This is a genomic window from Myxococcota bacterium (assembly GCA_041389495.1).
Taxonomy (GTDB): domain Bacteria; phylum Myxococcota_A; class UBA9160; order UBA9160; family UBA4427; genus JAWKRT01.
In genome coordinates this window covers 720,717-743,822 of the sequence record JAWKRT010000001.1, presented here as the reverse complement: position 1 = coordinate 743,822, position 23,106 = coordinate 720,717, and the positions used below count along the sequence as shown (strand labels likewise).

General features: G+C 76.3%; 19 protein-coding genes. 8 read left to right on the top strand and 11 right to left on the bottom strand.

Annotated elements, in window-relative coordinates; translation table 11 throughout:
- Nucleotides 1–2 precede the first annotated feature (2 nt).
- The 3 genes from R3E88_03250 to R3E88_03240 all read right to left on the bottom strand — a co-directional run bounded on the left by R3E88_03250 (nt 3) and on the right by R3E88_03240 (nt 2,290).
- Entirely contained in the window at nt 3–491 is a 489-nt protein-coding gene (locus R3E88_03250) for a hypothetical protein (protein ID MEZ4215471.1), read from the bottom strand.
- 7 nt (nt 492–498) lie between these two features.
- Complete coding sequence (locus tag R3E88_03245) at nt 499–924, bottom strand: nuclear transport factor 2 family protein (protein MEZ4215470.1); 426 nt, start codon at nt 922–924, stop codon at nt 499–501.
- A gap of 151 nt (nt 925–1,075) precedes the next feature.
- Nucleotides 1,076–2,290 carry an LLM class flavin-dependent oxidoreductase gene (locus tag R3E88_03240; protein ID MEZ4215469.1) on the bottom strand — a complete coding sequence of 405 codons (1,215 nt, stop codon included), beginning with the start codon at nt 2,288–2,290 and terminating at the stop codon, nt 1,076–1,078.
- A gap of 44 nt (nt 2,291–2,334) precedes the next feature.
- Between R3E88_03240 and R3E88_03235 the strand changes: the two genes are divergently transcribed.
- Nucleotides 2,335–3,381: a glycosyltransferase gene (locus tag R3E88_03235; GenBank protein MEZ4215468.1), complete on the top strand. Its 1,047-nt coding sequence runs from the start codon at nt 2,335–2,337 to the stop codon at nt 3,379–3,381.
- 79 nt (nt 3,382–3,460) lie between these two features.
- Entirely contained in the window at nt 3,461–3,904 is a 444-nt protein-coding gene (locus tag R3E88_03230; protein ID MEZ4215467.1) for a nuclear transport factor 2 family protein, read from the top strand.
- 30 nt (nt 3,905–3,934) lie between these two features.
- On the opposite strand, the gene asnS is transcribed toward R3E88_03230, so the two are convergent.
- The 5 genes from asnS to R3E88_03205 form a co-directional block, all read right to left on the bottom strand.
- Nucleotides 3,935–5,344, bottom strand: coding sequence for an asparagine--tRNA ligase (gene asnS / locus R3E88_03225; protein ID MEZ4215466.1), 1,410 nt, complete (start codon nt 5,342–5,344; stop codon nt 3,935–3,937).
- A 128-nt stretch (nt 5,345–5,472) separates the two neighbouring features.
- The gene (locus R3E88_03220; GenBank protein MEZ4215465.1) at nt 5,473–7,152 is read right to left on the bottom strand and encodes a DUF4215 domain-containing protein; all 1,680 of its coding nucleotides are present in this window, start codon (nt 7,150–7,152) and stop codon (nt 5,473–5,475) included.
- A complete protein-coding gene (locus R3E88_03215) occupies nt 7,149–7,763 on the bottom strand; it encodes a hypothetical protein (GenBank protein ID MEZ4215464.1) in 615 nt (204 codons plus the stop codon). Before R3E88_03215 ends, R3E88_03220 begins: the two co-directional genes overlap by 4 nt.
- A gap of 339 nt (nt 7,764–8,102) precedes the next feature.
- A complete protein-coding gene (locus R3E88_03210; protein MEZ4215463.1) occupies nt 8,103–11,894 on the bottom strand; it encodes a UvrD-helicase domain-containing protein in 3,792 nt (1,263 codons plus the stop codon).
- Nucleotides 11,891–15,343 (bottom strand): PD-(D/E)XK nuclease family protein, encoded by a 3,453-nt coding sequence (locus R3E88_03205; GenBank protein MEZ4215462.1) that lies wholly within the window; start codon nt 15,341–15,343, stop codon nt 11,891–11,893. The genes R3E88_03210 and R3E88_03205 overlap by 4 nt, the downstream gene beginning before the upstream one ends.
- Nucleotides 15,344–15,631: 288 nt before the next feature.
- On the opposite strand from R3E88_03205, the gene R3E88_03200 reads away from it, so the two are divergent.
- Nucleotides 15,632–15,853, top strand: a complete 222-nt coding sequence (locus tag R3E88_03200) for a (2Fe-2S)-binding protein (protein MEZ4215461.1) — start codon at nt 15,632–15,634, stop codon at nt 15,851–15,853.
- 133 nt (nt 15,854–15,986) lie between these two features.
- Nucleotides 15,987–16,457, top strand: coding sequence for a bacterioferritin (gene bfr, locus R3E88_03195; protein ID MEZ4215460.1), 471 nt, complete (start codon nt 15,987–15,989; stop codon nt 16,455–16,457).
- 9 nt (nt 16,458–16,466) lie between these two features.
- Here the strand turns inward: bfr and R3E88_03190 are convergent, their stop codons facing one another.
- From R3E88_03190 to R3E88_03180, 3 genes are read right to left on the bottom strand one after another with little or no spacing between them, the layout of a single operon-like run.
- A complete protein-coding gene (locus tag R3E88_03190; protein MEZ4215459.1) occupies nt 16,467–17,243 on the bottom strand; it encodes an SDR family NAD(P)-dependent oxidoreductase in 777 nt (258 codons plus the stop codon).
- Nucleotides 17,240–17,809: a nuclear transport factor 2 family protein gene (locus R3E88_03185; protein ID MEZ4215458.1), complete on the bottom strand. Its 570-nt coding sequence runs from the start codon at nt 17,807–17,809 to the stop codon at nt 17,240–17,242. The genes R3E88_03190 and R3E88_03185 overlap by 4 nt, the downstream gene beginning before the upstream one ends.
- Nucleotides 17,806–18,741: a dihydrodipicolinate synthase family protein gene (locus R3E88_03180; protein ID MEZ4215457.1), complete on the bottom strand. Its 936-nt coding sequence runs from the start codon at nt 18,739–18,741 to the stop codon at nt 17,806–17,808. Before R3E88_03180 ends, R3E88_03185 begins: the two co-directional genes overlap by 4 nt.
- Nucleotides 18,742–18,885: 144 nt before the next feature.
- Between R3E88_03180 and R3E88_03175 the strand changes: the two genes are divergently transcribed.
- The 4 genes from R3E88_03175 to R3E88_03160 are packed head-to-tail and all read left to right on the top strand — an operon-like array spanning nt 18,886 to nt 23,020.
- Nucleotides 18,886–20,547 carry an AMP-binding protein gene (locus tag R3E88_03175; protein MEZ4215456.1) on the top strand — a complete coding sequence of 554 codons (1,662 nt, stop codon included), beginning with the start codon at nt 18,886–18,888 and terminating at the stop codon, nt 20,545–20,547.
- Nucleotides 20,544–21,362 (top strand): enoyl-CoA hydratase/isomerase family protein, encoded by an 819-nt coding sequence (locus R3E88_03170; protein ID MEZ4215455.1) that lies wholly within the window; start codon nt 20,544–20,546, stop codon nt 21,360–21,362. Before R3E88_03175 ends, R3E88_03170 begins: the two co-directional genes overlap by 4 nt.
- Nucleotides 21,363–21,393: 31 nt before the next feature.
- A complete protein-coding gene (locus tag R3E88_03165; GenBank protein ID MEZ4215454.1) occupies nt 21,394–21,861 on the top strand; it encodes an OB-fold domain-containing protein in 468 nt (155 codons plus the stop codon).
- Nucleotides 21,854–23,020, top strand: a complete 1,167-nt coding sequence (locus R3E88_03160; protein MEZ4215453.1) for a hypothetical protein — start codon at nt 21,854–21,856, stop codon at nt 23,018–23,020. Before R3E88_03165 ends, R3E88_03160 begins: the two co-directional genes overlap by 8 nt.
- Nucleotides 23,021–23,106: the final 86 nt, after the last annotated feature.

Sequence of the window (23,106 nt, the reverse complement as noted above, 5' to 3'; positions counted from 1 at the left end):
GCCTAGCGCGCGGGCGTGCGCGGCTCGACGCGGAACAGCCAGATGTCGTCGGGCAGCTCGCCCGACTCGAGCGCGGAGGCCATCTGCGCGTACTTGCGCGCGGCCGAGTCGACGTAGGGCTCGAGATCGGTCGGCTCGATGCGCACGAGGCGCGCCGGGTACACGGTGTCGCCGACCTTGATGCGCACGTTCGGGTTCGCGAGCGCGTCCTGCGTCCAGCGCTTCCCCGAGCCGTTCATGGCGGGGATGTGCAGCTTGCCCTCGTGCAGGAACGCGAACGTCGTGACGGAGTGCGGGTCCGCGGGGTTCGTCTCGACCGCGATCGTGTAGGCCGCGTCGGAGAAGCGCCAGTCGTCGGGATAGGGCGCCTCGGGGCCGGTGAGCGCACGGCCCGCGATGGGGCCGATGGGGTCGGTGCGCACGAGCCACGCGCCGAGCGCGCCCACACCCACGACGGCGACCACCACGGCGGCGACGCGCGCGACCTTCATCCGCGCCTCACCGCTTCTGTGCCGCCGACCATTCCTTGATGACCGCGATGCACGCCTTCATGTTGTAGACGTCCTCGTGGTACGAGAAGCGACCGTCGCCGGCGTACACCTTGCACGACGTCCCCATGAACTCGTACCAGCTGCCGTCGGCGCGACGACCGGGAAGGCGGTTGTACCAGCCGTAGGAGATGCGGTTGCCCTCGATCGAGCGCCAGCGCTCGGGATACGTCCAGCCCTTGCACGGCTCCATCGCGGGCAGCAGCCACTCGAGGATCGCGTCGCGGCCGACCATGCGGCCGAACTCGCACTCCTCGTAGACCGCGTCGCGCGTGAACGTCTCGGCGAACGTCGCCCAGTCCTCGCGCGCCTGCAGCGTGAGGGTGTGCTCGAAGGCGCGCTCGACCTCGTCGCGCGAGAAGGCTCCGTCGCTCATCGCTCTCCACTCCGCGTCCTGCGCTCCGCACGCGCTCGGCGCGCGCGCACCCTATCAAGCGCGCCGATCGCACAGCAAGCGCGATGCGCGCGCGGCGACGCGACCGCGGCCGTCGCTGACGGGGAAGGAACCCGCACGGGATCGCACCGCGCTACGCCCCGCCGCCGCCCACCCATGCGGTGCCCGCGCCGCCGCGTTCGGCGCGCTCCTTCTCGTGCTGCTCGATCGCGCCCTGGATGCCACCTAGCATCGCGGGGATGAAGGTGCCCGCGTTCGCGTGCGCCCAGTCGAGGCTCGCCGCGCGGTTGCGGTTGGACCCGTTCACGGCCGGCATCACGTAGCGCGCGATCAGCTCGTAGCTGCGGAGCGTCGCGGCCGGGTCGGCGCAGTTGTGGCCGAGCAGCAGCAGCGTGCCGAAGCCGCCCGACTTCTCCTGCAGCGCGCGCACGACCGCGACGGCGTCGTCGGGCGTCCCGAGCACGAGCCGGCCGAAGACGACGAGCCCGCGCTGGGTCCACTCGTCGAGCATCGCGTCCGTCGACGACAGGTACGGCGGCGGCGCGCCGCCGAGCCGCTCCATGTAGCGGCCGAGGCGCAGCGTGCCGTGCTCCATGTCGGCGCGCGCCTGCTCGCGCGTCGGCGCGATGTGCATGGGCACGACGACGCGCCAGCCCGCGCGGTCGACCGTCCGCCCGTGCTCGCGCGCCTTCTCCTCGCACACCTGCCAGTGCTTCGGCAGCTGCTCGAAGCCCTCCGGCCCGCTCGCCGCGAGCGAGAGCAGGCCCGTCCCGTGGGTGCCGGCCGCGCGCGCGCCCGACGGCGAGATCGCCGACGCGACCGCCATCTCGACGCGCGGGTGCTGGAAGGGCGGCAGCTGGAGCTGCGCGTCGCGCACCTCGAACCAGTCCGTCTTGCGCGTCACGCGCTCGCCGCGCAGCAGCGGCTCGATCACCTCGAGCGCCTCGAGCATGCGCCGCCGCTGCGTCGCCACGTCGATGCCGAGCATGAACGCGTCGGTCGGGAGCTGCCCGGGCCCGCAGCCGAGCATCACGCGGCCGCGCGTCTGGTGGTCGAGCTGCGAGATGCGATCCGCCACCATGAAGGGATGGTGGTAGGGGAGCGAGACGACACCGGTGCCGAGCCGGATGCGCTGCGTGATCGCGGCCGCGTGCGCGATGAAGAGCTCGGGCGAGCCGATGATCTCGAAGCCCGCCGAGTGGTGCTCGCCGATCCACGCCTCGTCGTAGCCGAGCCGTTCGAGCTCGGCGACGAGCGCGAGGTCGCGGTGGATCTGCTCGGTCGGGTTCTCGTCGTCGGGATGGAAGGGCGCCAGGAAGACGCCGAATCGGACGGGGGCCTCGTGCATCGCGCGCGCTCCTCGAGGGCCGCGGAAGGCGCGGCCGGCCGCGCATGCTAGACCGGCGCGCGCGGCCGCGGGTCTCCGTTCTGCTCCCGGTGCGCGACGCCGCCGCGACGCTCGGCGCGTGCCTGCGCAGCGTCGCGCGCCAGACCGAGCCCGACCTCGAGTGCATCGTCGTCGACGACGCCTCGCGCGACGCGAGCCGCGACGTCGCGCACCGCGCGGCGCGCGCCGACGCGCGCTTCCGGGTCGTCGACGGCCCCGGGCGCGGCATCGCGGCCGCGCTCGAAGCGGGCCTCGCCCACTGCCGCGCCGACGTCGTGGCGCGCATGGACGCCGACGACTGGATGCACCGCGACCGCCTGCGCGCGCAGTGCGACGCGCTCGACGCCGACGCCTCGCTCGACGGCGTCGGCTGCCACGTGCGCATCTTCCCGCGCGGCGCGCTCGCCGACGGGCGCCTCCGCTACGAGCGCTGGCTCGCCTCGCTGCGCACGCCCGACGACGTCGCGCGCGACGCGTTCGTCGAGTGTCCGCTCGCGCACCCGACGTGGGCGCTGCGGCGCGCGACCTTCGAGCGCTTCCCCTACCGCGACGTCCCCTTCCCCGAGGACTACGACCTGCTGCTGCGCGCGCTCGGCGCGGGCGCGCGGCTCGGCGTCGTGCCGCGACGGCTCGTCGGCTGGCGCGACGGGCCGGCGCGCCTCTCGCGCACGGACGCTCGTTATGCGATCGCGGCGTTCACCGAGTGCAAGGCCTGGCACCTCGCGCGCGGCTTCCTCGCCGGCGGCGACGACTACGTGCTGTGGGGCCATGGCGCGACCGGACGCGCACTCGCGCGCGCGCTCGCGCGGCACGGCAAGCATCCGAGCGCCATCGTCGAGCTCCACCCGCGCCGCATCGGGCGCGAGATCGCGGGCGCCCCCGTCGTGCCGCCCGAGGCACTCGGGCCCGGCGGCGCGCTCGAGGCGCGCGCGCGCGCCGGCGCGCTGCGGCTCGTCGCCTCCGTCGCGGGCGCGCGCCCGCGCGCCGAGATCCGCGCCGCGCTCGCGCGGCTCGGCCTGCGCGACGGCGCGGACTTCGTCTGCGCGGCCTGAGCGCCCCTGGCACGCCGCGCCGTTCGCACCCGCGCGCGCGTTCGTGGCAGGATGCGCGGGCGCGCCGAGGAGGACCGCCATGCCGCCGCTCGACCGCTTCGCCGCCTACGCCGCCGCCTTCGAGCGCTTCGTCGCGAGCCGCGACGGCGCCGTGCTCGAGCCGTTCTTCACCGAGGGCGCGGTCTACGAGACGATCGGCGGCCCGCCGTTCGAGGGCGTCGCCGAGGGGCGCGACGCCGTGATCGCCGCGCTCGCAGGCTCGCTCGACGGCTTCGATCGCCGCTTCGCGACGCGCGAGCTCGCGACGCTCGACGGTCCGCGCGCCGACGGCGACCGCGTCTGGTTCCGCTGGCGCGCGACGTACTCGAAGCCCGGCCTGCCCGACCTCGCGATCGAGGGCGAGGAGACGGCGACCTTCGAGGGCGAGCGCATCGCCCGTCTCGAGGACCGCTTCACGGACGCGTCGGTGAAGGAGGCGACCGCCTACCTCGGCGCGCACGCCGCCGCGCTCTTCGGCGACTGACGTCGCGCGGCCCGTCGCCGGGCGCGCGCGTCAGAACTTCGCGGAGCCCGGCACGCGCGGGAACGGGTGGACGTCGCGGATGTTCGCCATGCCGGTCGCGTACTGCACGAGCCGCTCGAAGCCGAGGCCGAAGCCCGCGTGCGGCGCGCTGCCGAAGCGGCGCAGCTCGAGGTACCAGTCGTACTCCTCGCGCGAGAGGCCGAGCTCGTCCATGCGGCGCGCGAGCCGCTCGAAGCGGTGCTCGCGCTGCGAGCCCCCGATGATCTCGCCGACGCCCGGGACGAGCACGTCCATCGCCGCCACCGTCCGGTCGTCGTCGTTCTGGAACATGTAGAAGGCCTTGATGTCCTTCGGATAGTCGGTGACGACCACGGGCGCGCCGAAGTGCTCCTCGGCCAGGTAGCGCTCGTGCTCGCTCTGCAGGTCGATCCCCCAGCGCACGGGGAACTCGAAGTCGCGCTTCGCCGCGAGCAAGAGCTCGACCGCGTCGCCGTACGAGACGCGCGCGAACGGGCTCGCGACGACGTGCTGCAGCATCGCGACCACGCCCTTCTGGATGCGCTCGTCGAAGAAGTCGAAGTCGTCGGCGCAGCGCTCGAGCGTGCGCGCGAGCACGTGCTTGAGGAAGGCCTCCGCGAGGTCCGCGAGCGCGGGCAGCTCGCAGAACGCGACCTCCGGCTCGACCATCCAGAACTCCGCCAGGTGGCGCGTCGTGTTCGAGTTCTCGCTGCGGAACGTCGGGCCGAACGTGTAGACACGCGACATCGCGAGCGCGCCGATCTCGGCCTCGAGCTGCCCCGACACGGTGAGGAACGCCTTCGCGCCGAAGAAGTCCTGCGCGTAGTCGACGCGGCCCGCGGCGTCGCGCGGCGGCGCCGCGTCGTCGAGCGTCGTCACGCGGAACAGCTCGCCCGCGCCCTCGGCGTCCGAGAGCGTGATGATCGGCGAGTGCAACCACAGGAAGCCGCGCTCCTGGAAGAACTCGTGGATCGCCGCCGCCGCCGCGTTGCGCACGCGCAGCACGGCGCCGATCGTGTTCGTGCGCGGGCGCAGGTGCGCGATCGTCCGCAGGAACTCGAACCCGTGGCGCTTCTTCTGCAGCGGGTAGTCGTCGTCGACGCCGCCGACGAGCACGACGCGCGTCGCGTGCAGCTCGACGCTCTGCTTCGCCCCGGGCGAGGCGACGACGCGCCCTTCGACCTCGACCGCGCAGCCCGTCGAGAGTGCGCGCACGCAGCTCTCGTACTCCTCGAGGTCGGGCGACGCGACCGCCTGCAGCCCGGCCATGCACGACCCGTCCGACAGCTCGAGGAACGAGACGTTCTTCGCGTGGCGCGCCGTGCGCAGCCAGCCGCGCACGAGCACCCGATCGCCCGCGCGCTCGCCTTCGAGGATGGATCGAACGGAGCTCGCACGCTCCGCCGCGCCCTCGCCCGCCATGCTTCCCCCCTCCTCGTGTGCGCGCGCGGTGCGCGGCCGCCCGCGCGGCCCGACGCGAGCGCGCGCGACCCGACGCGAGCGCGCGCGCAGGTTCACCCGCCGGAGGACGCGCGCGCAAGGGCGCGAGGCTAGGCGGTGCGGCGGCGGCCGCGGACGGCGAGCGCGACGAAGCCGAGCGCGCCGAGCGCGAGCGCGAGCAGTGCGCGCTGCGGTGCCCCGAGCGCGGGCACCTGCGGCGCCGTGCACGTCGACGGCGGACCGCTGCAGCGGTATCCCGGCTCGATCTGGCAGGTCGCGTCGCAGCCGTCGCCCGGCGTCGACCCGCCGTCGTCGCACGCCTCGAGGCCCGCGACCCAGCCGTCGCCGCACTCGGCCGCGCCGCAGCTCGACGGCGCTCCGCCGCACACCCAGCCGGGCTCGAGCTGGCAGGTCGCATCGCAGCCGTCGCCCGGCGACGCGCCGCCGTCGTCGCACGCCTCGACGCCCGCGACGAGGCCGTCGCCGCACGCCGCAGCGCCGCAGATCGACGGCTCGCCGCCGCACGTCCAGCCCGGCTCCACCTGGCAGAGCGCGTCGCAGCCGTCGCCCGCAGCCGTCCCGCCGTCGTCGCACGCTTCCGTCGGGCCCTGCACGTCGCCGTTGCCGCACACGGGCGCACAGACCGAGGGCGCGCCCGCGCACGCGTAGCCCGTCTCGACGCGACACCGCTGGTCGCAGCCGTCGCCGTGCATCGTGTTGCCGTCGTCGCACGTCTCGGCGCCCTCGAGCGCGCCGTTCCCGCACGACTCCGCGTTGAAGTACCAGGCGACGCTCGTCGGGTGGAAGTACACGTCGGCGTTCGTGATGCGGTAGTGCTGGCTCGCGAGGTTGCCGATCCGCTGCGTCGTCACGCCGCACACGGCGAAGTCGGTCTTCGAGGCGTCGAAGTCGAGCACGATGTCGCAGCCCGTCCCGAAGCCGCCGTACACGAGCTGCAGGTCGTAGTCGTCGGACGTGCCCTCGGCCTCGTCGAGGCCGCTCATCGCATAGCGGAGCGCGGAGACGTCGTCGGCCGTCAGCAGCCGCTGCTCCTCGTCGTAGTAGGTGCCCTGGTTCATCACGGCCTCGGTGCTGCCGACCGCGAACGACGCGCCGTTGAAGCGCGTCGCCGTCGCCGCGAACGTGCTGCCGACGGGGAGGTCGGCCGCCTGGCGCGAGTAGGTCGTCGCGTCGACGACCGCCGCCGACAGGCGGAACGGATCGTTCGTCGCCTTGTCGAAGTAGAGGAGGCCGACGTCGTCGCCGCGCACGTCGTCGCGCGACGCGATGCGCCCGTCCGCGCCCGGCGCGAGGTCCCACACGTCGTTCGCGCCGTCGCCCGCCTTCGCGTAGTCCGAATCGGGATCGGAGGGGTCCGGGAAGCCGCCCTCGCTCGCGAGGTTCGCGTGCGCGAGCCCGAGGCAGTGGCCGACCTCGTGGAGCGCGACCGATTCGAAGTCGATCGTCCCGCCCGGCACGCCGTTGTTGAAGTTGAGGAAGACCGTCCCGAACGGCATCACGCGCTCGTTGTACGTCTTCACGAGGTTCTGCACGGGCACGACCATCTGCGCCGCGTTCGCGCTCGTCGGGTCGATGCACACGTCGACGGTGAGCACGCCACCCGAGCCCGTGTAGCCGCTCGGATGCGTGATGCGATCGGGGAACTGCTCCGTCGCGTCGATGAAGGCGCCCGCGCGCGCGACGCGCGGCGCGGCCGCGGCGGCCAGCGCCGCGCAGCCGGCGACGAGCGCGGCGCGCGCGACGCGATGCGCGACCCCGGCGCCGCTCACGGCGCACCGCCCGCAGCGGTCGGCGCCGCGGCGTTCGCGACGGATTCCAGGGCGTCGCGGAGCGCGCCCATCCTCTGGACGCGCGCGTCGCCGGGGTGCTCGCGCAGGTCGGCGCGCAGCCCGACCCAGCGCACGACGTGCCGCACGTCGCGGCGCTCGGCCCGGCCGGGCGCTCGCACCCGCGCCGCGTGCAGCTCGACCTCGACGACGTCCTCGTCGAGCACGTGGTGATGCACGCCGTCGTCCGCCGCGGCGCGCGCCGCGCGCAGGCTGCGCTGCACCGCGCGCGCATCGAGATCGGCCGCACCGGCGTCGAGCGCCTGCGCGACGAGCGCGCGCGCCTCGGCGGCGCCGACCCGGAAGCGCTCGGTGTGCACGCGCCGCACCGTGCCGCCCGGGCCCGGCTGGAACGTCGCGCGATCGCGCTCGCAACGGCCGTCGGCGAACACGCGGATCTCGCGGCGCACCGCGGGCCCGAGCTCGGCCGGCCACGTGCGCAGCACGAGCGCGGGCTCGCCGGGATCGGCCGGCGGATCGAAGTCGACGGCCGTCTGCGCGGACGCCGCCCCCGCGACGCACGCGGCGAGGAGCGCGGCGCGCGACGTCCGCATCCACTGCCCCATCCGCCCTCGCACCCGCATCCGTACCCGCATTCGTACCCGCACCCGCATTCGTACCCGCGCCCGCATTCGCACCCGCATTCGTACCCGCGCCCGCACCCGAGTTCCTGCGCGCGGCCGCATCCGCGATCGCGTCCGCACGCTCGTTCGCGCCCGTGCGGTCCATCGCTCGCACGCCGCGCGGGCCTGACCGTCACACGCACGGCAGGGCCCGGCGAGGCGAGCACTCGGGAAGAGGGAGCCGAGCCTACACGCCCGGGAGCGGACGCGGTGGCGCACACGGCCGTGCAGCGGCCGCCGGGCCGCGCGGGCCGCCGGGCGCGGGCCGCCTCAGGGCTCGGCGAGCGGCCGCACGACGGCTCCCGTGCGCAGGAACCACAGCTCGAAGGCGGGGCTCCGCTCGAGGCCGAGCGCGTCGCGGAGCGCGCGCGCGTAGGCGCGGCCCTGCCCGGCGTAGTGCGCGCCGCGCTCGCGCAGCGCCGCGTCGTCGCGGACGTCGTCCGTCTTGTAGTCGACCACCACCCAGTCGCCGTCGGGCGTGCGCAGCACGAGGTCGATCGCGCCGACGAGCCCGTCGATCGCGCCGACGCCATCCGCGCCCGCCGCCGACGGACCGGTTGCGGCCGGCGCGGGCGGCACGAGGACGGGGAGCTCGCGCGCGACGACCTCGCCGCCGAGCTGCGCGAAGCGCTCGAACAGCGCCGTCGCGGCGAACGCGTCGAGCACCTCGCGCGCGGCGGCCGCCTCGGCGGCGACGGCCGCCTCGCCCTCGGCGCCGAGCGACGCGACGACCGCGGGGAGCCGCGCGCGCTGGTGCGCGAGCTCGCGCTCCGGGTCGGCGCCGAAGTCCCATCCTTCGAGGAGCGCGTGCACGGCGGTGCCGACGCGCGCGGCGGACCCGCGCGCCCCGGCGCCGCGCTCCGAACGCGCCTCCCCCTCGACCGCGGTCGCGCGCTCGCTCTCGTCGCGCGCGGCGACGGGCTCGCCCTGCTCGTCGACGAGCGGCTCGAGCGCGCGGGCCGCGCGCTCGAGCGCGTCCGCGCGCGCCTCGCTCGAGACGGCGGCGGTTCGCGGGCGCGCCATCCGCGCGCTCGCGGCGGCGCGCGCCGACGCGGCGCGCTCGGCCGCGCGCGCGACGTCCTCCGCCGACGGCCAGCGCTCGCTCCGCGCCGACCCCGTCTCATCGGCCGGCGGGTCGGGGTCGAGCGCGGGGAAGCGCCACAGCGCGTCGCCCGCGACGAAGCGCGCGCACCCTTCGCCGAAGGGTGCGTCGAGGTCGGGCGCGTCGTCGCGCAGCGCGAGCAGCTCGGCATACGAGAGCGAGCGCACCGCCGTCGCATCGACGAGCTTCGCGCGCTTCTCGTCGCCCGGGCGCGCGCCCATCACGACGAGACGCTGCTTCGCGCGCGTGAGCGCCACGTAGAGCGCGCGCACCGACTCGGCGCTCTCGCGCCGCGCCCGCGCGGCCTTCGCCCGCGCGAAGCCGAGCGTCTGTGTTCCGAGGAGCCGCATCTCGGGGCCGTCGATGCCGCGCTCCACCTCGGTCGCGCGCGCGCGGCCGCCCGACGCCGCCTTGTGCACCTGGGCCAGGTACACGTGGTCGAACCCGAGCCCCTTCGCACCGTGGATGGTCATCACCTGCACGGCGCCCGCCACGACCGCCACGGGCTCGCCGGCGCCGCGCCCGCGCGCGCCGCCCGTGCGCAGCCGGCGGAGCAGGACCTGCTCGTCGCAGCCCGCGGCGAGATCCTCCGCGAGCTCGCGGTGGAAGCGTGCGAGGTTCGCGACGCGCAGCGCGCCGGGGAAGCGCGCCGCCTCCGCGAGGTCGAGCGCGAGCTCCGCGCGCAGGCGCTCGACGAACACGTCGGGCGCGTCCCGCTCGAAGCTCGCGCGCAGCCGCGCCACCGCGCGGGCGGCCGCGACGAGGCTCTCCTCCCAGCCCGCGACCGCCGCGAGCTCGGGCACGACCTCGGCGTCGAGCGATGCAGCGACCTCGCGCGCGAGCGCCTCGACCGCCGCGAGCGCGGCCGCGCCCTCGCCGCCCGGCTCGCCGTCGAGCTCGGCGAACCGCTGCGGAAGGCGACCGACCCACAGCGGCAGCAGCGCCGCATCGGGAACGCCGACGCACGCACTCCGCAGGAGGGCGACGAGCGCGATCTGATCGTTGGGGTCGAGCACGCAGCGCAGCACGGCCGCGGCGTCGACCGCCTCGCGGCGGCTCGCGAGCTCGGGCCCCGCGTGCGCCGAGTACGGAACGCCCTCCTCGCGGAGCGCGCGCAGGTAGACGTCGACATCGCCGCGCTGCCGCACGAGCAGCGCGACGCGCTCGAGCGCGACGCCGTGCTCGTCGCGCAGGCGGCGGACGTCGCGCGCGAACGCGCGCGCCTCGACGCGCGTGGCCGCCGCCGTGCGCGTCTCCGGGCCCGATCGCTTCTCGCCCCCCTCGACGTCCCACGAGACCCAGTGCTCGACGGGCGCCCAGCGCGGCGCATCGCCCTCGACGCCGCCGCCGGCCCCGCCGTCTTGCGCGAAGCCCGGCGCGGACGCGTTGCGCTCGCTCGCGAAGAGCGGCTCGAAGGCCGCCTGCACGCCCGGCTCCGCCTGCATCGCGTGGGCGAGCGAGCGCTCGACCTCGGCGAGCACGGCCGGCACCGAGCGGAAGTTCACCGCGAGCTCGAGCGCGCGGCCGCCCGCGCGCACGACGTCCCCGACGAACGCCTCGTACGCGCCGAGGTCCGCGTCGCGCCAGCCGTAGATGGATTGCTTCGGGTCGCCGACGAGGAAGAGCCCGGGGCGCGGCCCGTCGTCGTCCGCGGCGCGCGGCAGCGCGAGCGCGCGCACGAGGTCGCACTGGAGCGCGTCCGTGTCCTGGAACTCGTCGACGAGGAGCTGCTCGATCTCCCCGCGCAGCTGCGCGGCGACGGCGGGCCGCGACACGAGCAGGTCGCGCGCCCCGCGGAGCAGGTCGTCGAAGCCGAGCACGCCGCGATCGGCGAGCTCGCGCTCGACCGCGCCGAGCACGCCGCCGAGCGCGGCGAACGACGCGCGGAGCACGCGCGGATCGACACTGCGCACCGTCTCGAGCGGCTCGCGCAGCGCGGCCGCCGCCTCGACGACGTCCTCGACCCGCTCGAAGTGCTTCGCGATCTTCGTGAGCGTCTCGCCGCGCGACCACTGGCCTACCTTCGCGACGCGCTCGCTCCACATCGCGCCGATGTCGACCCAGACGGTGGCGACGAGCTCGTCGTCTTCGACGTCGAGTGCGCGCAGCGCGTCGGCGGTGTCCGCCGCGCGGTCGAAGACCTCGTGCGCCGCGTTCGTGTCGCGGTTCGACGGCATCGCCGCCGGACGCAGCGCGGCGAGGCGCTGCGCGGCGTCGCGGAGCGCGCCGACGAGGTGCTCGACCGCCGCGCGCGGACACGGATCGGCCGCGAGATCGCCCGCGCGCACGCCGGCGCCCGCGAGCGCGAGCGCCGTCTCGAGCACGCGCGCGGGGCCGACGCCCGCGCGCGCCAGCTCGAGCAGCGGCCCGCCGCTCGCGTAGTCGTCGCGCAGCGCGCGTTCGAGCGCGTGCTGCGTGGCCTCGAGCCGCGCGCGGCCGGACGCGTCGACCTCGAAGTCGGGTCGCAGACGCGCCGCGAGCGGGAAGCGCGCGAGCAGGCTCCGACACCACGCGTGGATCGTCTTCACGGCGAGGTGGTCGAGCGCCTCGCGGAGCGCGCGCGCGCGCGGCTGCCGCTCCTCGAGCGACGGGAGCGCGGCCTCGTCGACCCAGTCGGGTCGCCCGCCGCGCTCGATCGCGCCGAGCGCCTCCTCGATGCGCTCGGCCATCTCCGCCGACGCCGCCTCGGTGAAGGTGATGGCGACGACGCGAGCGAGCACGTCGCGCGCGAGCTCGTCGTGCCGCTCGGCGATCGCGTCGGCACCGGAGGCGGGCGGGCCCGCGCGCGCCTCTGCGCGCCTCCAGCCCTCGCCGAGCGTCCAGGCGACGACCCGCGCGGTGAGCGCGGCCGTCTTGCCCGTCCCGGCGCCCGCGCGCACGACGAGCGGCCGCGCGAACTCGCGCTGCGCCTCGGCCCTCGCCTGCGCGTCGCGCGCGCGCGCCTGCGCCTCGGGGCTCACGAGCGCTCCTTTCGCGCGCTGCCGGTGGCGCCGTCGATCTGCGAAGGCGGGCGCGCGTCCGCCGGCGCCTCCGCGCGCGCGAGCGCGTCGAGCGCGAGGTGGAGCGACTCCGCGCGGGAGAGCGCCTCGCCCGCCTCGGCGCGCGCGGCCGCCGCGGCCAGCCAGTCGAGCTGGCGCTCGCGCAGGAGCGGGTCGCCGCGCACGCACGCCTCGCTGACGTCGCAGTGGCCGCAGGCGCGGTTCGGCGCGCCCGCGTCCGAGAGCCGCGGCGCGAAGACGCCTTCGCGCCAGCAGCGCTCGAGCGTCGCCGCCGTCCCGGCGAACGCGCGCGCGAGCGGCGCCTCGCGATCGGCCTCGAAGTCGACGACGGGCTGCGCGTCCCTGGCCGCCCCCGTCGCGAGGTGCACGTAGCGACCGACCGCGCCCGCCTCGCCCGCGCCGAGCGCATACGCCAGCGCCTGGAGCTTCGCGCCCTGCGCGACCGCCTTGCCGCGCCGGCCCGCCGCGGTGGCCGCCTGCACGCCCGAGACGAACGAGGGCCCCGTCTTGAAGTCCGTGAGGCGGAGCGCGCCCGAGGCGCGCTCGACGAGATCCGCGCGGAAGGCGATGTCGAACGCATCGCCCTCGTGCTCGACGCGCACGAGGCCCTCGACCTCGGCGCCCAGCACGTCGAGTGCGGCGCCGTCGAGCAGGTCGCGCTCGATGGCGAGGTGCGTGCACGCGCGCTCGGCGAGCGCGCGCGCGAGGCCCTCGTACGGGGCGCCCTCGCTCGCGAGATGCGCGCGCGCGCAGTCGAGCGCGATCGCCGCGAGCGCGTCGTCGGGCGGCCACGCCACGCGGCGCGGCTCCTGCGCGGCGAGCTCCGCGAGCGGCGTCTCGCAGCGGCCGCCGAACACGACCTCGAGCGCGCCGTGCACGACGCTTCCGACGGCGAGCGCGTCGATCTCCGGGAAGCGGTCGATCGGATCGGGCAGCACCTCGAGCCGCAGCAAGCGCTCGAGGAAGGCGCGCCAGCCGCAGCTCGCGGTGCGCTCGAGCGCCGTCACGTAGCGCCGGGCCGCGCGCGGATCGCCGGCCGCGCGCACGGGACCGACGGCGCCGAAGTACGCGCCCGGCCCGCCCGCCCCGCCGCGCGCGCCCCGCGAGAGCTCGGCCGCGACGCTCGCGCGCGCGGCGCCGAGCGCGGCGAGCGCCGCGGGTGCGAGCTCCGCCGCGACCGTCCCCTCGGCGAGTGCGGCGGGGAGGAGGCGCGCCCACGCAGCGAGGGCTGCGCCGCTCCCGTCGACGCCCGCCGCGAGCGCCCACTCGCGCGGCGTCCGCGCGACCGCGTCCGCGGCATCGGAGCCCTCGTGCGCGGCGGCGACGGAGCGGCGCGCGAGCCCGCCCGGCGCGCCGGTCAGCCGGTCGACGAAGGCCGAGCGCACGCGGCGCTTGCCGTCGTCGCTCGTCCGCGGCCATCCGAGCACGACGTGCGGACTCGCGGCGGCGAGCTGCGCGAACAGGTACCGCTCCTCGTCGTGGCCCGTCGCCTTGACCGGCAGCTCGGGCAGCACGCTGCGGAGCGCGCGCCGCACGGCGTCCGGGAGCAGCGCGTCCTCGCGCACGACGCGCGGGAAGACGTCGCGCTCGAGGCCGAGCACGTAGAGCCGGTCGAACGTCCTCGCGCGCGCCTCCATCGCGCCGAGCACGGCGACGCCGCCGCCCGCGCCGCCGAGCGGCTCGGAGCGGGTGGCCCGGGTGAGCGCGTCGACCGCGAGCGCGAGCGCTTCGGCGCGCGCGAGCTCGAGGTCGGACGGGAGCGCGCTCGCGAGGCCCGCGAGCGCGCGTGCCCCGACGTCGTCCTCGCCCCACCGGAGCTCGTCGCGCGCGAGCGCGCGGAGGCGTCGCACGTGCTCGGCCGCGGGCGCGCTCGCCGGCCATGCGCGAAGGCTCTCGACGATCCGCCGCGCGCTCTCGACCCAGGCGCGCACGCGCACTGCGGCGACGCTGCGACGCTGTCGATCCCCGCCCTCGCGCGACGCCGCGTCGCTGGCGCCGTCCTCCGCCTCGGAGCCGGCGCGCTCGTCCCCGTCGCTCGCTCCCGCATCGTCCGCGGCGTCGACGTCGCTGCGCGCGCCGAGCCCGTGCCGGACCGGCAGCACGACGTCGCTCTGCGGCAGCGAGAGCGCGGCGACGTCGCCGAGGCGCGCGGCGCCGAGCACGCGGAGCGCGAGCCGCGCGTCGGCGCGCGCTCCGCGCGTCTCGGCGGGGAGGCTCGCGAACGCGTCGAGCCAGCGGTCGGCCGGGCTCGCATCTCCCTGCTCGAGGACGGCCGCGAAGGCCGCCGCGCGCCGCGCCGGGCCGCCGCCCGCGACCATCGCGCCGACGCCCGAGAACGGGACGCCGAGCCGTGTGAAGTGCGCGCGCACGTGGTGCGCGTACGGCCCGAGCTGCCGCGCGACGACGCCGATGCGCTCGGGCGCGAGCGACGGGTCGGCGTCGAGCTGCTCGCGGATGCGGCCCGCGACGGCGCGCACCTCGGCCTCGCGGCCCGGCGCATCGACGAGCTCGCCCGGTGCGCGCGGCTCGAGCCCGGGCGGCGTCGGCAGCGCGAACGGGGGCGCGACGGCGAGCGGCGCGAGGGCATCGCGAAGGCGGTGCGCGAAGCGCGCGCCCGGGTCGGTGCGCGCAGGGCGCCCGGGCTCGGGCGGGAGGTCGAGCAGCACCGTGGTCGGGCGCGCGGCGGCGAGCGCGCCGAGGAGGTCGGTCGCGACACCGGTCGCCTCCGCGAAGCCGTGCACGACGACCTCGCCCGCCGCGAGGCGCGCGGGCTCGCGCCGCAGCGCGTCGGCCGCGCGCGCGAGCACGTCGGCGCGATGCGAGAAGCCGCGGGCGGCGAGCGCGCGCCGCACCGCGATCGCGAGCGCGACGATCTCGGCCGCGCGCTCGACGACGTCGGGCGACGTGTGGGAGGCCGCCTCGCCGAGCGCCTCGACGACCGCGCTCGCATGCTCGTCGCGGAACCCGGCGTCGAGCAGGTCGTCGACCGCGGCCGCGACCGCGCGCGCTCCGCCGCGCACGCCGTCGAGCGCGCGCGCGAGCGCCGGGTGCGCGGGAAGCCGCCGCTCGACCTCGAGCGCGACGAGCGCGGCCGAGACGCGCGGCGGGCGCCCGAGCACCTCGAGCGCGAGCGCGAAGAGCGACTGCACGACCACGCCCGCGAGCGGGCGGCCGCGCGCGCGCAGTGCGGCGGCGACGACGTGCTCGCGCAGGCTCTGCGAGGGAACGACGACGCGCAGCGGCGCCGCGAGCCGCGCGGGATCGCGCGCGACCCGCTCGCCCCATTCCTCGAGGTGGTCGAGGAGCGCGGCCTCGACGACGCGGGGGCCGGCGCCGACCCAGAGTGCGGGTGCGCCCGCGCGCGCCTGCGGGCGCGCCTGGCCGGCCTCCGATGCGTCGCGCTTCACCACGGGAGCCAGGCTCTCCCATCCTCGTGACGGCCGCGGTCACAGGCGCGGGAGCGGCGGCCGCGCCGCCCCGCCCCCCGGCCCTGCGAGCGCGGCCCCGGACGCAGGCGCCGCCGCTCGCGGGCCGGATCCCGAGGGGACCCACGACGCGGCGCCCACGTCACTGGCCTACCCATTGAAATCGACATTGATTTTCAATTTCAGCCCCGTACAATGCGCGCCGCTGAGAGGCGGTGTTCGCGCGGAGCCCACCCATCCGGGGCGCACGCGCACGGGAGCTTCGAGAACGACATGCTCGTCTGCCACTGCAACGGCGTCTCCGATCGCGCGATCCGCAAGGCCATCCGCAAGGGCGCGCGCAGCGCGACCGAGATCGGCATGCGGACCGGTGCCGGCACCTGCTGCGGCGGCTGCCTCGGCACCGTGAACGAGCTCCTCCGAAGCGAGGCGAGCAGCGCGCGCGATCGCGCGACGCCGCCCGAGATCGTCGCCCTCCCCGTCGTCCGCGCCTAGCCCGCTCCTCCGACACACGCCCCGACCCGCACCGCGTCGCTCCGAGCGGCGCATCGCGCTGCACGTCGCGCGCGCGACGGGATAGCCTCCCCCTCGACGCGCCATGCGGGCGCGGAGCGCGAGGGAGGCGAGCATGAAGGGCGACACCGGGATCATCGAGGCGTTGAACGACGTCCTGACCGCCGAGCTCACGGCGATCAACCAGTACTTCATCCACCACAAGATGTGCGCGAACTGGGGCTATCGACGGCTCTCCGCCAAGAAGCGCGAGGAGTCGATCGAGGAGATGAAGCACGCCGACGAGATGATCGAGCGCATCCTCTACCTCGACGGCGTGCCGAACATGCAGCGCCTGTCGCCCGTGCGCGTCGGCGAGGACGCGGTCGAGCAGCACGAGCTCGACCTCGCGCTCGAGCTCGAGGCCGTGAAGCGCCTGAACGACGCGATCGCGCTCTGCCGCGACAAGGGCGACAACGGCTCGCGCGAGCTGCTCGAGCGCGTGCTCGTCGAGGAAGAGGAATCGGTCGACTGGCTCGAGACGCAGCTGCACCTCGTGCGCGAGGTCGGCCGCGAGCGCTACCTCGCCGAGATGATCCACGAGTGAGCGACGCGCTCAGACGAGCGTCGCGAAGCCACCGTCGACCTGGAGCGTCTCGCCGTTGACGTAGGACGCGGCGTCGCTCGCGAGGAAGGCGATCGCCGCGGCCAGCTCCTCGGGATGTCCGAGCCTCCCGCTCATGCTCTGGCGCGCGATCACCTCGCGCTCCTCCGGCGTGCGATTGCGCTCCATGAGCGGCGTGAGCACGGGCCCCGGCGACACGCAGTTCACGCGGATGCCGTCGGCCGCATGGTCCATCGCGAGCGCGCGCGTGAGCGCGACGACGCCGCCCTTGGCCGCGACGTAGGCCGGGTTGCGGCGCATCCCGCGAATGCCGGCGCCCGAGGCGACGTTCACGATCGCGCCGCCGCGCGCGCGCGCCATGTGCGGGATCACCGCGCGTGCGAGCAGGAACGTCGAGGTCAGGTTCGCGTCGACGACCGCGCGCCAGTCGTCGAGCGCGAGCGCATCGGCGGTGACGCCGGGACGGCTCCCGCCCGCGACGTTCGCGAGCACGTCGATGCGCCCGAAGCGCGCGATCGCCGCGCGCGTGGCGGCCGCCGCGCCCTCCTCTCGCGCGACGTCGCAGACGACCGTCTCGAGTGCGCTCGGCGACGACCAGCCCGACGCGAGCGCGACGAGCGCATCCGCATCGACGTCCGCCGCGACGACGTTCGCGCCCGAATCGGCGAAGCGGCCGACGACGGCGCGGCCGATGCCGCCACACGCACCCGCGACGATCGCCGTGCGCCCCGCGAAGTCGAAGCGCGCGCCGCCGTGTGCGCCCGTCATCGCGCGCCCGCGCGGAACATGGGGTTGCGCGCGTTGTCGCTGAAGATCGTCTGCGCGCAGAAGCGCCAGCGCCCGTCGCGGCCGCGGCGGAAGCGGAAGACGTAGGAGCCCTCGTGCGCGCCGCGCGACGGCTCGACGCCGTCGTCGCGCGTCGCGACGAGCGTGTACTGCACGACGGCCGTCGCCTCGTCGGCGCTCGTGCGGCGCACGACCTCGCTCGCCATCAGGTGGCGGAACGAGAGCGCGAGCAGGCGGTCGGGGGGCGGCGCGGCCGCGTCGTCCGCGCGGCGCCGCTCGAGCGTCGGTGCGACGAGCTTCTCGCGCAGCGCGGCCTTCCCCTTCACGTGCTCGCGCAGCGTCCCGCCGAGCGTGCGCTCGATGTCGTCGGTGTAGAGCGCGAGCAGATCGTCCCAGCGCCGCGCGTCGCACAGGTAGCCGTAGAGGCGGACGAGCTCGCGGATCTCGCGCTCGTCCTCGAGCGCGCGCAGCCGCTCCTCGGCGCTCGCGCACGGCGCTTCGGGAAGCGCGAGCGCGGCGAGCAGCTCCTGCTCTTCGTCGGTCGTCATCGCGTTCCCTCCTCGGTCGCGTCGCGCGCCCCCGCCGCCTCGATGCGCGCGACGTCGCGCTCGAGCCAGTGCGCGAGCTCGCCGTCGAGCGCGCGATAGGGCGCGCGCAGCGCCGTGCCCGGCTCGCCGCGCGCGGCGAGCACGGCCTTCACGGAGCGCGGCGTCATCGCGCGGCCGAGCGCCAGGTTCCAGTCCATCAGCCGCGCGAAGCGCGCGCGGAACGCCGCGAGATCGCCCGCGTCGAAGGCGCGCGCGACGTCGGCGCACAGAGCGGGGACGACGTTGGCCTCGAAGCTCACGAGGCCCTCGGCCCCGAGCACGAGCGCGAGCGGGAGCTGCGCCGTGAGTCCGACGCGCACCGGCACCGCGCGCTCCGCGTCCGCGAGGCCGCGCACGACGCGCGCGAGCGACGACGGGTCGGGGTCCGTCCAGTTGATGCCGACCACCTGGCCGTGCGACGCCGCGAGCGCGCACATGCGCTCGGGCGCGAGCCCGTAGCCGACCATCAGGACCTCGTTGCTCAGCACGAGCGGGAAGTCGAGCGCGGCGAGCACGGCGTCGTAGTAGGCGTCGATCTCGTTCTCGCGCGGCGCGATCGTCGCCGGGCCCGCGAGCGGTGGGTGGATCTGCACCGCGTCGACGCCGAGCGCGCGCGCCTCGCGCGCGCGCTCGACCACGTCGTCGGTCGCGCCGAGCCCGAGCGCGGCCGCGACGACGGGCACGCGGCCGTCGCTCGCCTCGACACCGACGGCATAGAGCCGCCGCACCTCGTCGCCGCGCAGCAGCTTGCCCTCGCCCGTCCCGTAGCTCCCCAGGAACACGCCGATGCCGGCGTCCGCGAGGCGGCGCACGTGGGCGCGGAGCGCCGCCTCGTCGAGCGCGCCGCGCGCGTCGAAGGGCGTGATGCTCATGACGTGCATGCGGGGCGTCACGGATCGCGCTCCCTTCCGTCTTCGAGCCGTGGGGAACGGCGCGCGGCGTGCCGTGCGACGCGGGCGTTCCGATCGCCGGCGCGGGCGCGTAGACTCGCGCGGCCCGCGCATCGTGCGCGATGCGCCGCCGCGGAGGCAAGGACGATGGACGCCCCGAACGCGCCGGCCGCGCGGCATCGCGCGCGCGCGGAGCGCGCCGAGGCCTGGCGGCGCGCAGGCCTCTGGGATGCATCGACGCTGTGGAGCCGCGCCGCGGCGCACGCGGCGGAGCGGCCCGACGCGCTCGCCGTCGTCGACCGCGACGGCGCGCGCGCCCACACCTACGCCGCCGTCGTCGACGCGGCGCGCGCGCTCGCCGCGCACCTGCGCGCGCGCGGCGTCGAGGCGGGCCACGTCGTCTCCGTGCAGCTCCCCAATCAGGTGGAAGCCGTCGTCGCCGCGCTCGCCGTGCAGGCGCTCGGCGCCGTGCTGAACCCGCTGCTCCCGGGCTACCGGCGCCACGAGCTCGAGCACGTGTTCCGCGTCGCGCGGCCGCGCGCGATCGTCACGCCCGTCACCTACCGCGGCTTCGCCTACGCACCGCTCGTCGACGAGGTGCGCGCGGCGACCGGCGTCGCGGCCTGGCACGTCGCGGCGGCCGGCCTCGACGGCGACGACGCCACCGTCGAGGCCGGCGACGCGAGCTTCGCGCGCGCGTGCGCGGGAGCGCCCGCGGACGCGGCGTCGCTCGGCGGGCGCGCCGACGCGCTCTCCGAGGTCATCTTCACGTCCGGCACCGAGGCCGCGCCGAAGGCCGTGCTGCACACCGAGGAGACGACCAACTTCTCGGTGCGCGCGGCGTGGAGCGACATGGGCCTGCGCGACGACGACGTCGTGTGGATGCCGTCGCCGGTCGGGCACTCGACCGGCTTCAACTACGGGCTGCGCATGGCGCTCTACCACGGCCTCCCGCTCGTGCTGCAGGACCGCTGGAGCGCGGACGTCGCGCTCGCGCTCGTCGAGCGCTTCCGCTGCTCGTACACGCTCGCGGCGACGACGTTCCTGCAGGATCTGGTGGAGGCCGCGCGCGCGCTCGTTCCCGCGCGGCCGCTCGCGTCGCTGCGCTGCTTCGGCTGCGGCGGCGCGCCCGTGCCGCCCGACCTCGTCACCGCGGCGCGCGAGGTCGGCATCGACGTGCGGCGGCTCTACGGCTCGACCGAGGTGCTCGTCGCGACGTGGAACCGTGCCGACACCTCGCTCGCGCGCAAGCGCGACACCGACGGCGCGCCACTCGCCCACGTCGAGGTCGAGCTGCGCGACGAGGACGGCAAGCGCTGCGCGCCGGGCGAGCCCGGCGAGATCTTCACGCGCGGCCCGAACACGTGCGTGGGCTTCCTCGACGACCCCGAGCGCGAGGCGCGCACGATCTCGGACGACGGCTGGGTGCGCTCGGGCGACCTCGCGACGGCGGACGCGCAGGGCTTCGTCTCGATCGTCGGGCGGCGCAAGGACATCGTGATCCGCGGCGGCCTCAACATCGCGCCGCGCGAGGTGGAGGACCTGATGCTCGCGTTCGACGAGGTCGAGCGCGTCGCGATCGTCGGCGTGCCCGACGCGCGGCTCGGCGAGCGCTGCTGCGCGTGCGTCGTGCTGCGCGCCGGCGCCGAGCTCGACCTCGCGACCGCAGTCGAGCGCCTGCGCGGCGTCGGGCTCGCGACGCACAAGCTGCCCGAGCGGCTCGAGCGCTTCGACGCGCTGCCGACGACCGCGTCGGGCAAGATCCAGAAGTTCCGCATCCAGGAGCTCCTGGCGGAGCGCGCGCGATGACGGCCCTGCTCCGCGTCGAGCATCTGCCGCTGGTCGAGGCCGGGCGCGGCGACGACGTCGCGGCGCTCCTGACGCTCGACCGGCCCGACAAGCTGAACGCGATCGATCTCGCGATGGTCGAGGCCCTCGACGCCGCGCTCGACGAGGCCGACGCGGACGCGCGCGTGCGCTGCGTGCTCGTGCGCGGCGAGGGACGCGCCTTCAGCGCGGGCGGCGACCTCGAGAAGTACGTCGCACTGCAGCGCGACCCGGTCGCATTCCCGCACTTCGTGGCCGAGCTGCACCGCGTCTTCGGGCGGCTCCGGCGGCTGCGCGTGCCGGCCGTCGCGCTCGTCAACGGCGTCACCGCCGCCGGGGGGCTCGAGCTCCTGATCGCGTGCGACCTCGCCATCGCCGCGCGCTCGGCGCGCATCGGCGACGCGCACCAGAACTTCGGGCAGATGGGCGGCGGCGGCGTGCTGAGCCTGCTTCCGCGCATGATCGGCTGGCAGCGCGCGGCCGAGCTCGTGTTCTCGGGGCGCTTCCTGCCCGCCGAGGAGGCGAAGGACTGGGGGCTCGTCGCCTCCGTCGTCGACGACGAGGCGCTGCTCGAGGCGGGCCTCGCGTTCGCGCGCGAGGTCGCGCGCAAGAGCCCGCTCGCGATCGCGAAGGCGAAGCAGACGATGGCCGCGCTGTGGGAGGACCGCGTCCCGCTCGAAGCGAGCCTGCGCCTCGAGCGCGAGACCAACAACGTCTACTGCCTCACGTCCGAGGACGCGCGCGAGGGGCTCGACGCGTTCGCGAGCAAGCGCGACCCGCGCTTCCGCGGATGCTAGGCGCCGCGCTCGGGCAGAGGGGAGGAACGCGATGACATCCGGACGTCCCGCCGCGGCCGGCGCGGCGGCCGCGAGACCGGCGCCGCGGATCGACGCCGACGCCGCGCCGTTCTGGGACGCGCTCTCGCGCCGCGAGCTCGTGCTCGAGCGCTGCTCGGCGTGCGACCGCCGCCGCTTCCCGCCGCTCGTCGCGTGCCCGTACTGCGGCGCGACCGAGTCGCGCCGCGAGCGCGCGAGCGGCCGGGGCGCGCTCTACTCGTGGATCGTCGTGCACCGCGCCTTCTCCGACGCGTTCGCGGCCGACGCGCCGTACACCGTCGGCACGGTCGAGCTCGACGAGGGCTGCCGCGTGCTCGCGCGCATCGAGGGCGCGGACGGACGGCTCGCCGCCGGTCTGCGCCTGCGCGCCGCGTTCCGCGACCACCCGCACGCGGATGCCACGCCCGCGTGGACGGAGCTCTACTTCACGCCGCAAGCCGAGGCCGCGCCCCATGCCTAGCAACGGCACCGGCCTGCGCGCCGCGATCACGGGCGTCGGCTACACGGAGTTCTCGAACGCCTCGGGGCGCAGCGTGCTCGCACTCGCGCGCGAGGCGTGCGCCGCCGCGATCGCCGACGCCGGCCTCGCGCCCGCCGACGTCGACGGCATCGCGAGCTTCATGCTGAACGACGACTCGGTGCCGTGCCTCGCCGTCGCGACGTCGCTCGCGCTCGGTCCGCAGCGGCTCGTCGTCGACCTCTCGCTCGGCGGGCAGGCGCCCTGCCACCTCGTCGGCCTCGCCGCGCAGGCCGTCACGACCGGCCAGGCGCGCCACGTCGTCGTGTTCCGCGCGATGAACGGGCGCTCGGGCGCGCGCGTCGGCGCGATGCACTTCCCCGGCCTCGGCGGCCCGTACCGCTACCCGATCGGCTACGAGGCGTACCTCATGTACATCGCCATGTGGGCGCGGCGCTTCCTCGTCGAGACGGGCCAGGACGAGGAGGACCTCGCCGCCGTCGTCGTCGCGCAGCGCGCCTACGCGATGGCGAACGAGCGCGCGATCCGACGCAAGCCGATCACGCGCGAGGAACACCTCGCGAGCGCGTACGTCGTCGAGCCCTTCCGCGCGAACGACTGCACGCGCGAGGTCGACGGCGCGTGCGCGGTCGTCGTGAGCGCGCTCGACCGCGCGCGCGACCTGCGCCACCCGCCGGCGGTCGTGCGGGGCGCCACCTATCGCGCGGGTCCGCGCGCCGGCCTCGACATCGGCGACCACCTCGCGTGGGACGACTACACGCGCAACTACACCTCCTGGCTGCGCGACGACCTCTACGCGCAGGCGGGCATCGCCGCCTCCGACGTCGAGCTCGCCGAGATCTACGACTGCTTCAGCAGCACCGTGCTGATGGGCCTCGAAGGCCTCGGCCTGTGCGCGCGCGGCGAATCGGGCGCCTTCGTGCGCTCCGGCGCGACGTCGCTCGCCGGGCGTCTGCCGATCAACACGCACGGCGGCCTCCTCTCCGAGGGCTACCTGCACGGCATGAACACCGTCGCCGAGGCCGTGCTCCAGGTGCAGCGCCGCGGCGGCGCCCGCCAGGCGCCGCGCTCGGAGGTCGCGGTCGTCACCTCCGGCGCGCTGATGGACGGGTCGGCGCTCGTGCTGGCGGCCGATCGTTAGTCGAAGCCCACACGCGCTCCGGAGAACGCCCGAGCGCGCCGGGCGATGACACCCCACGCGCGCGAATCGCCTGCCACAAGCCCGCA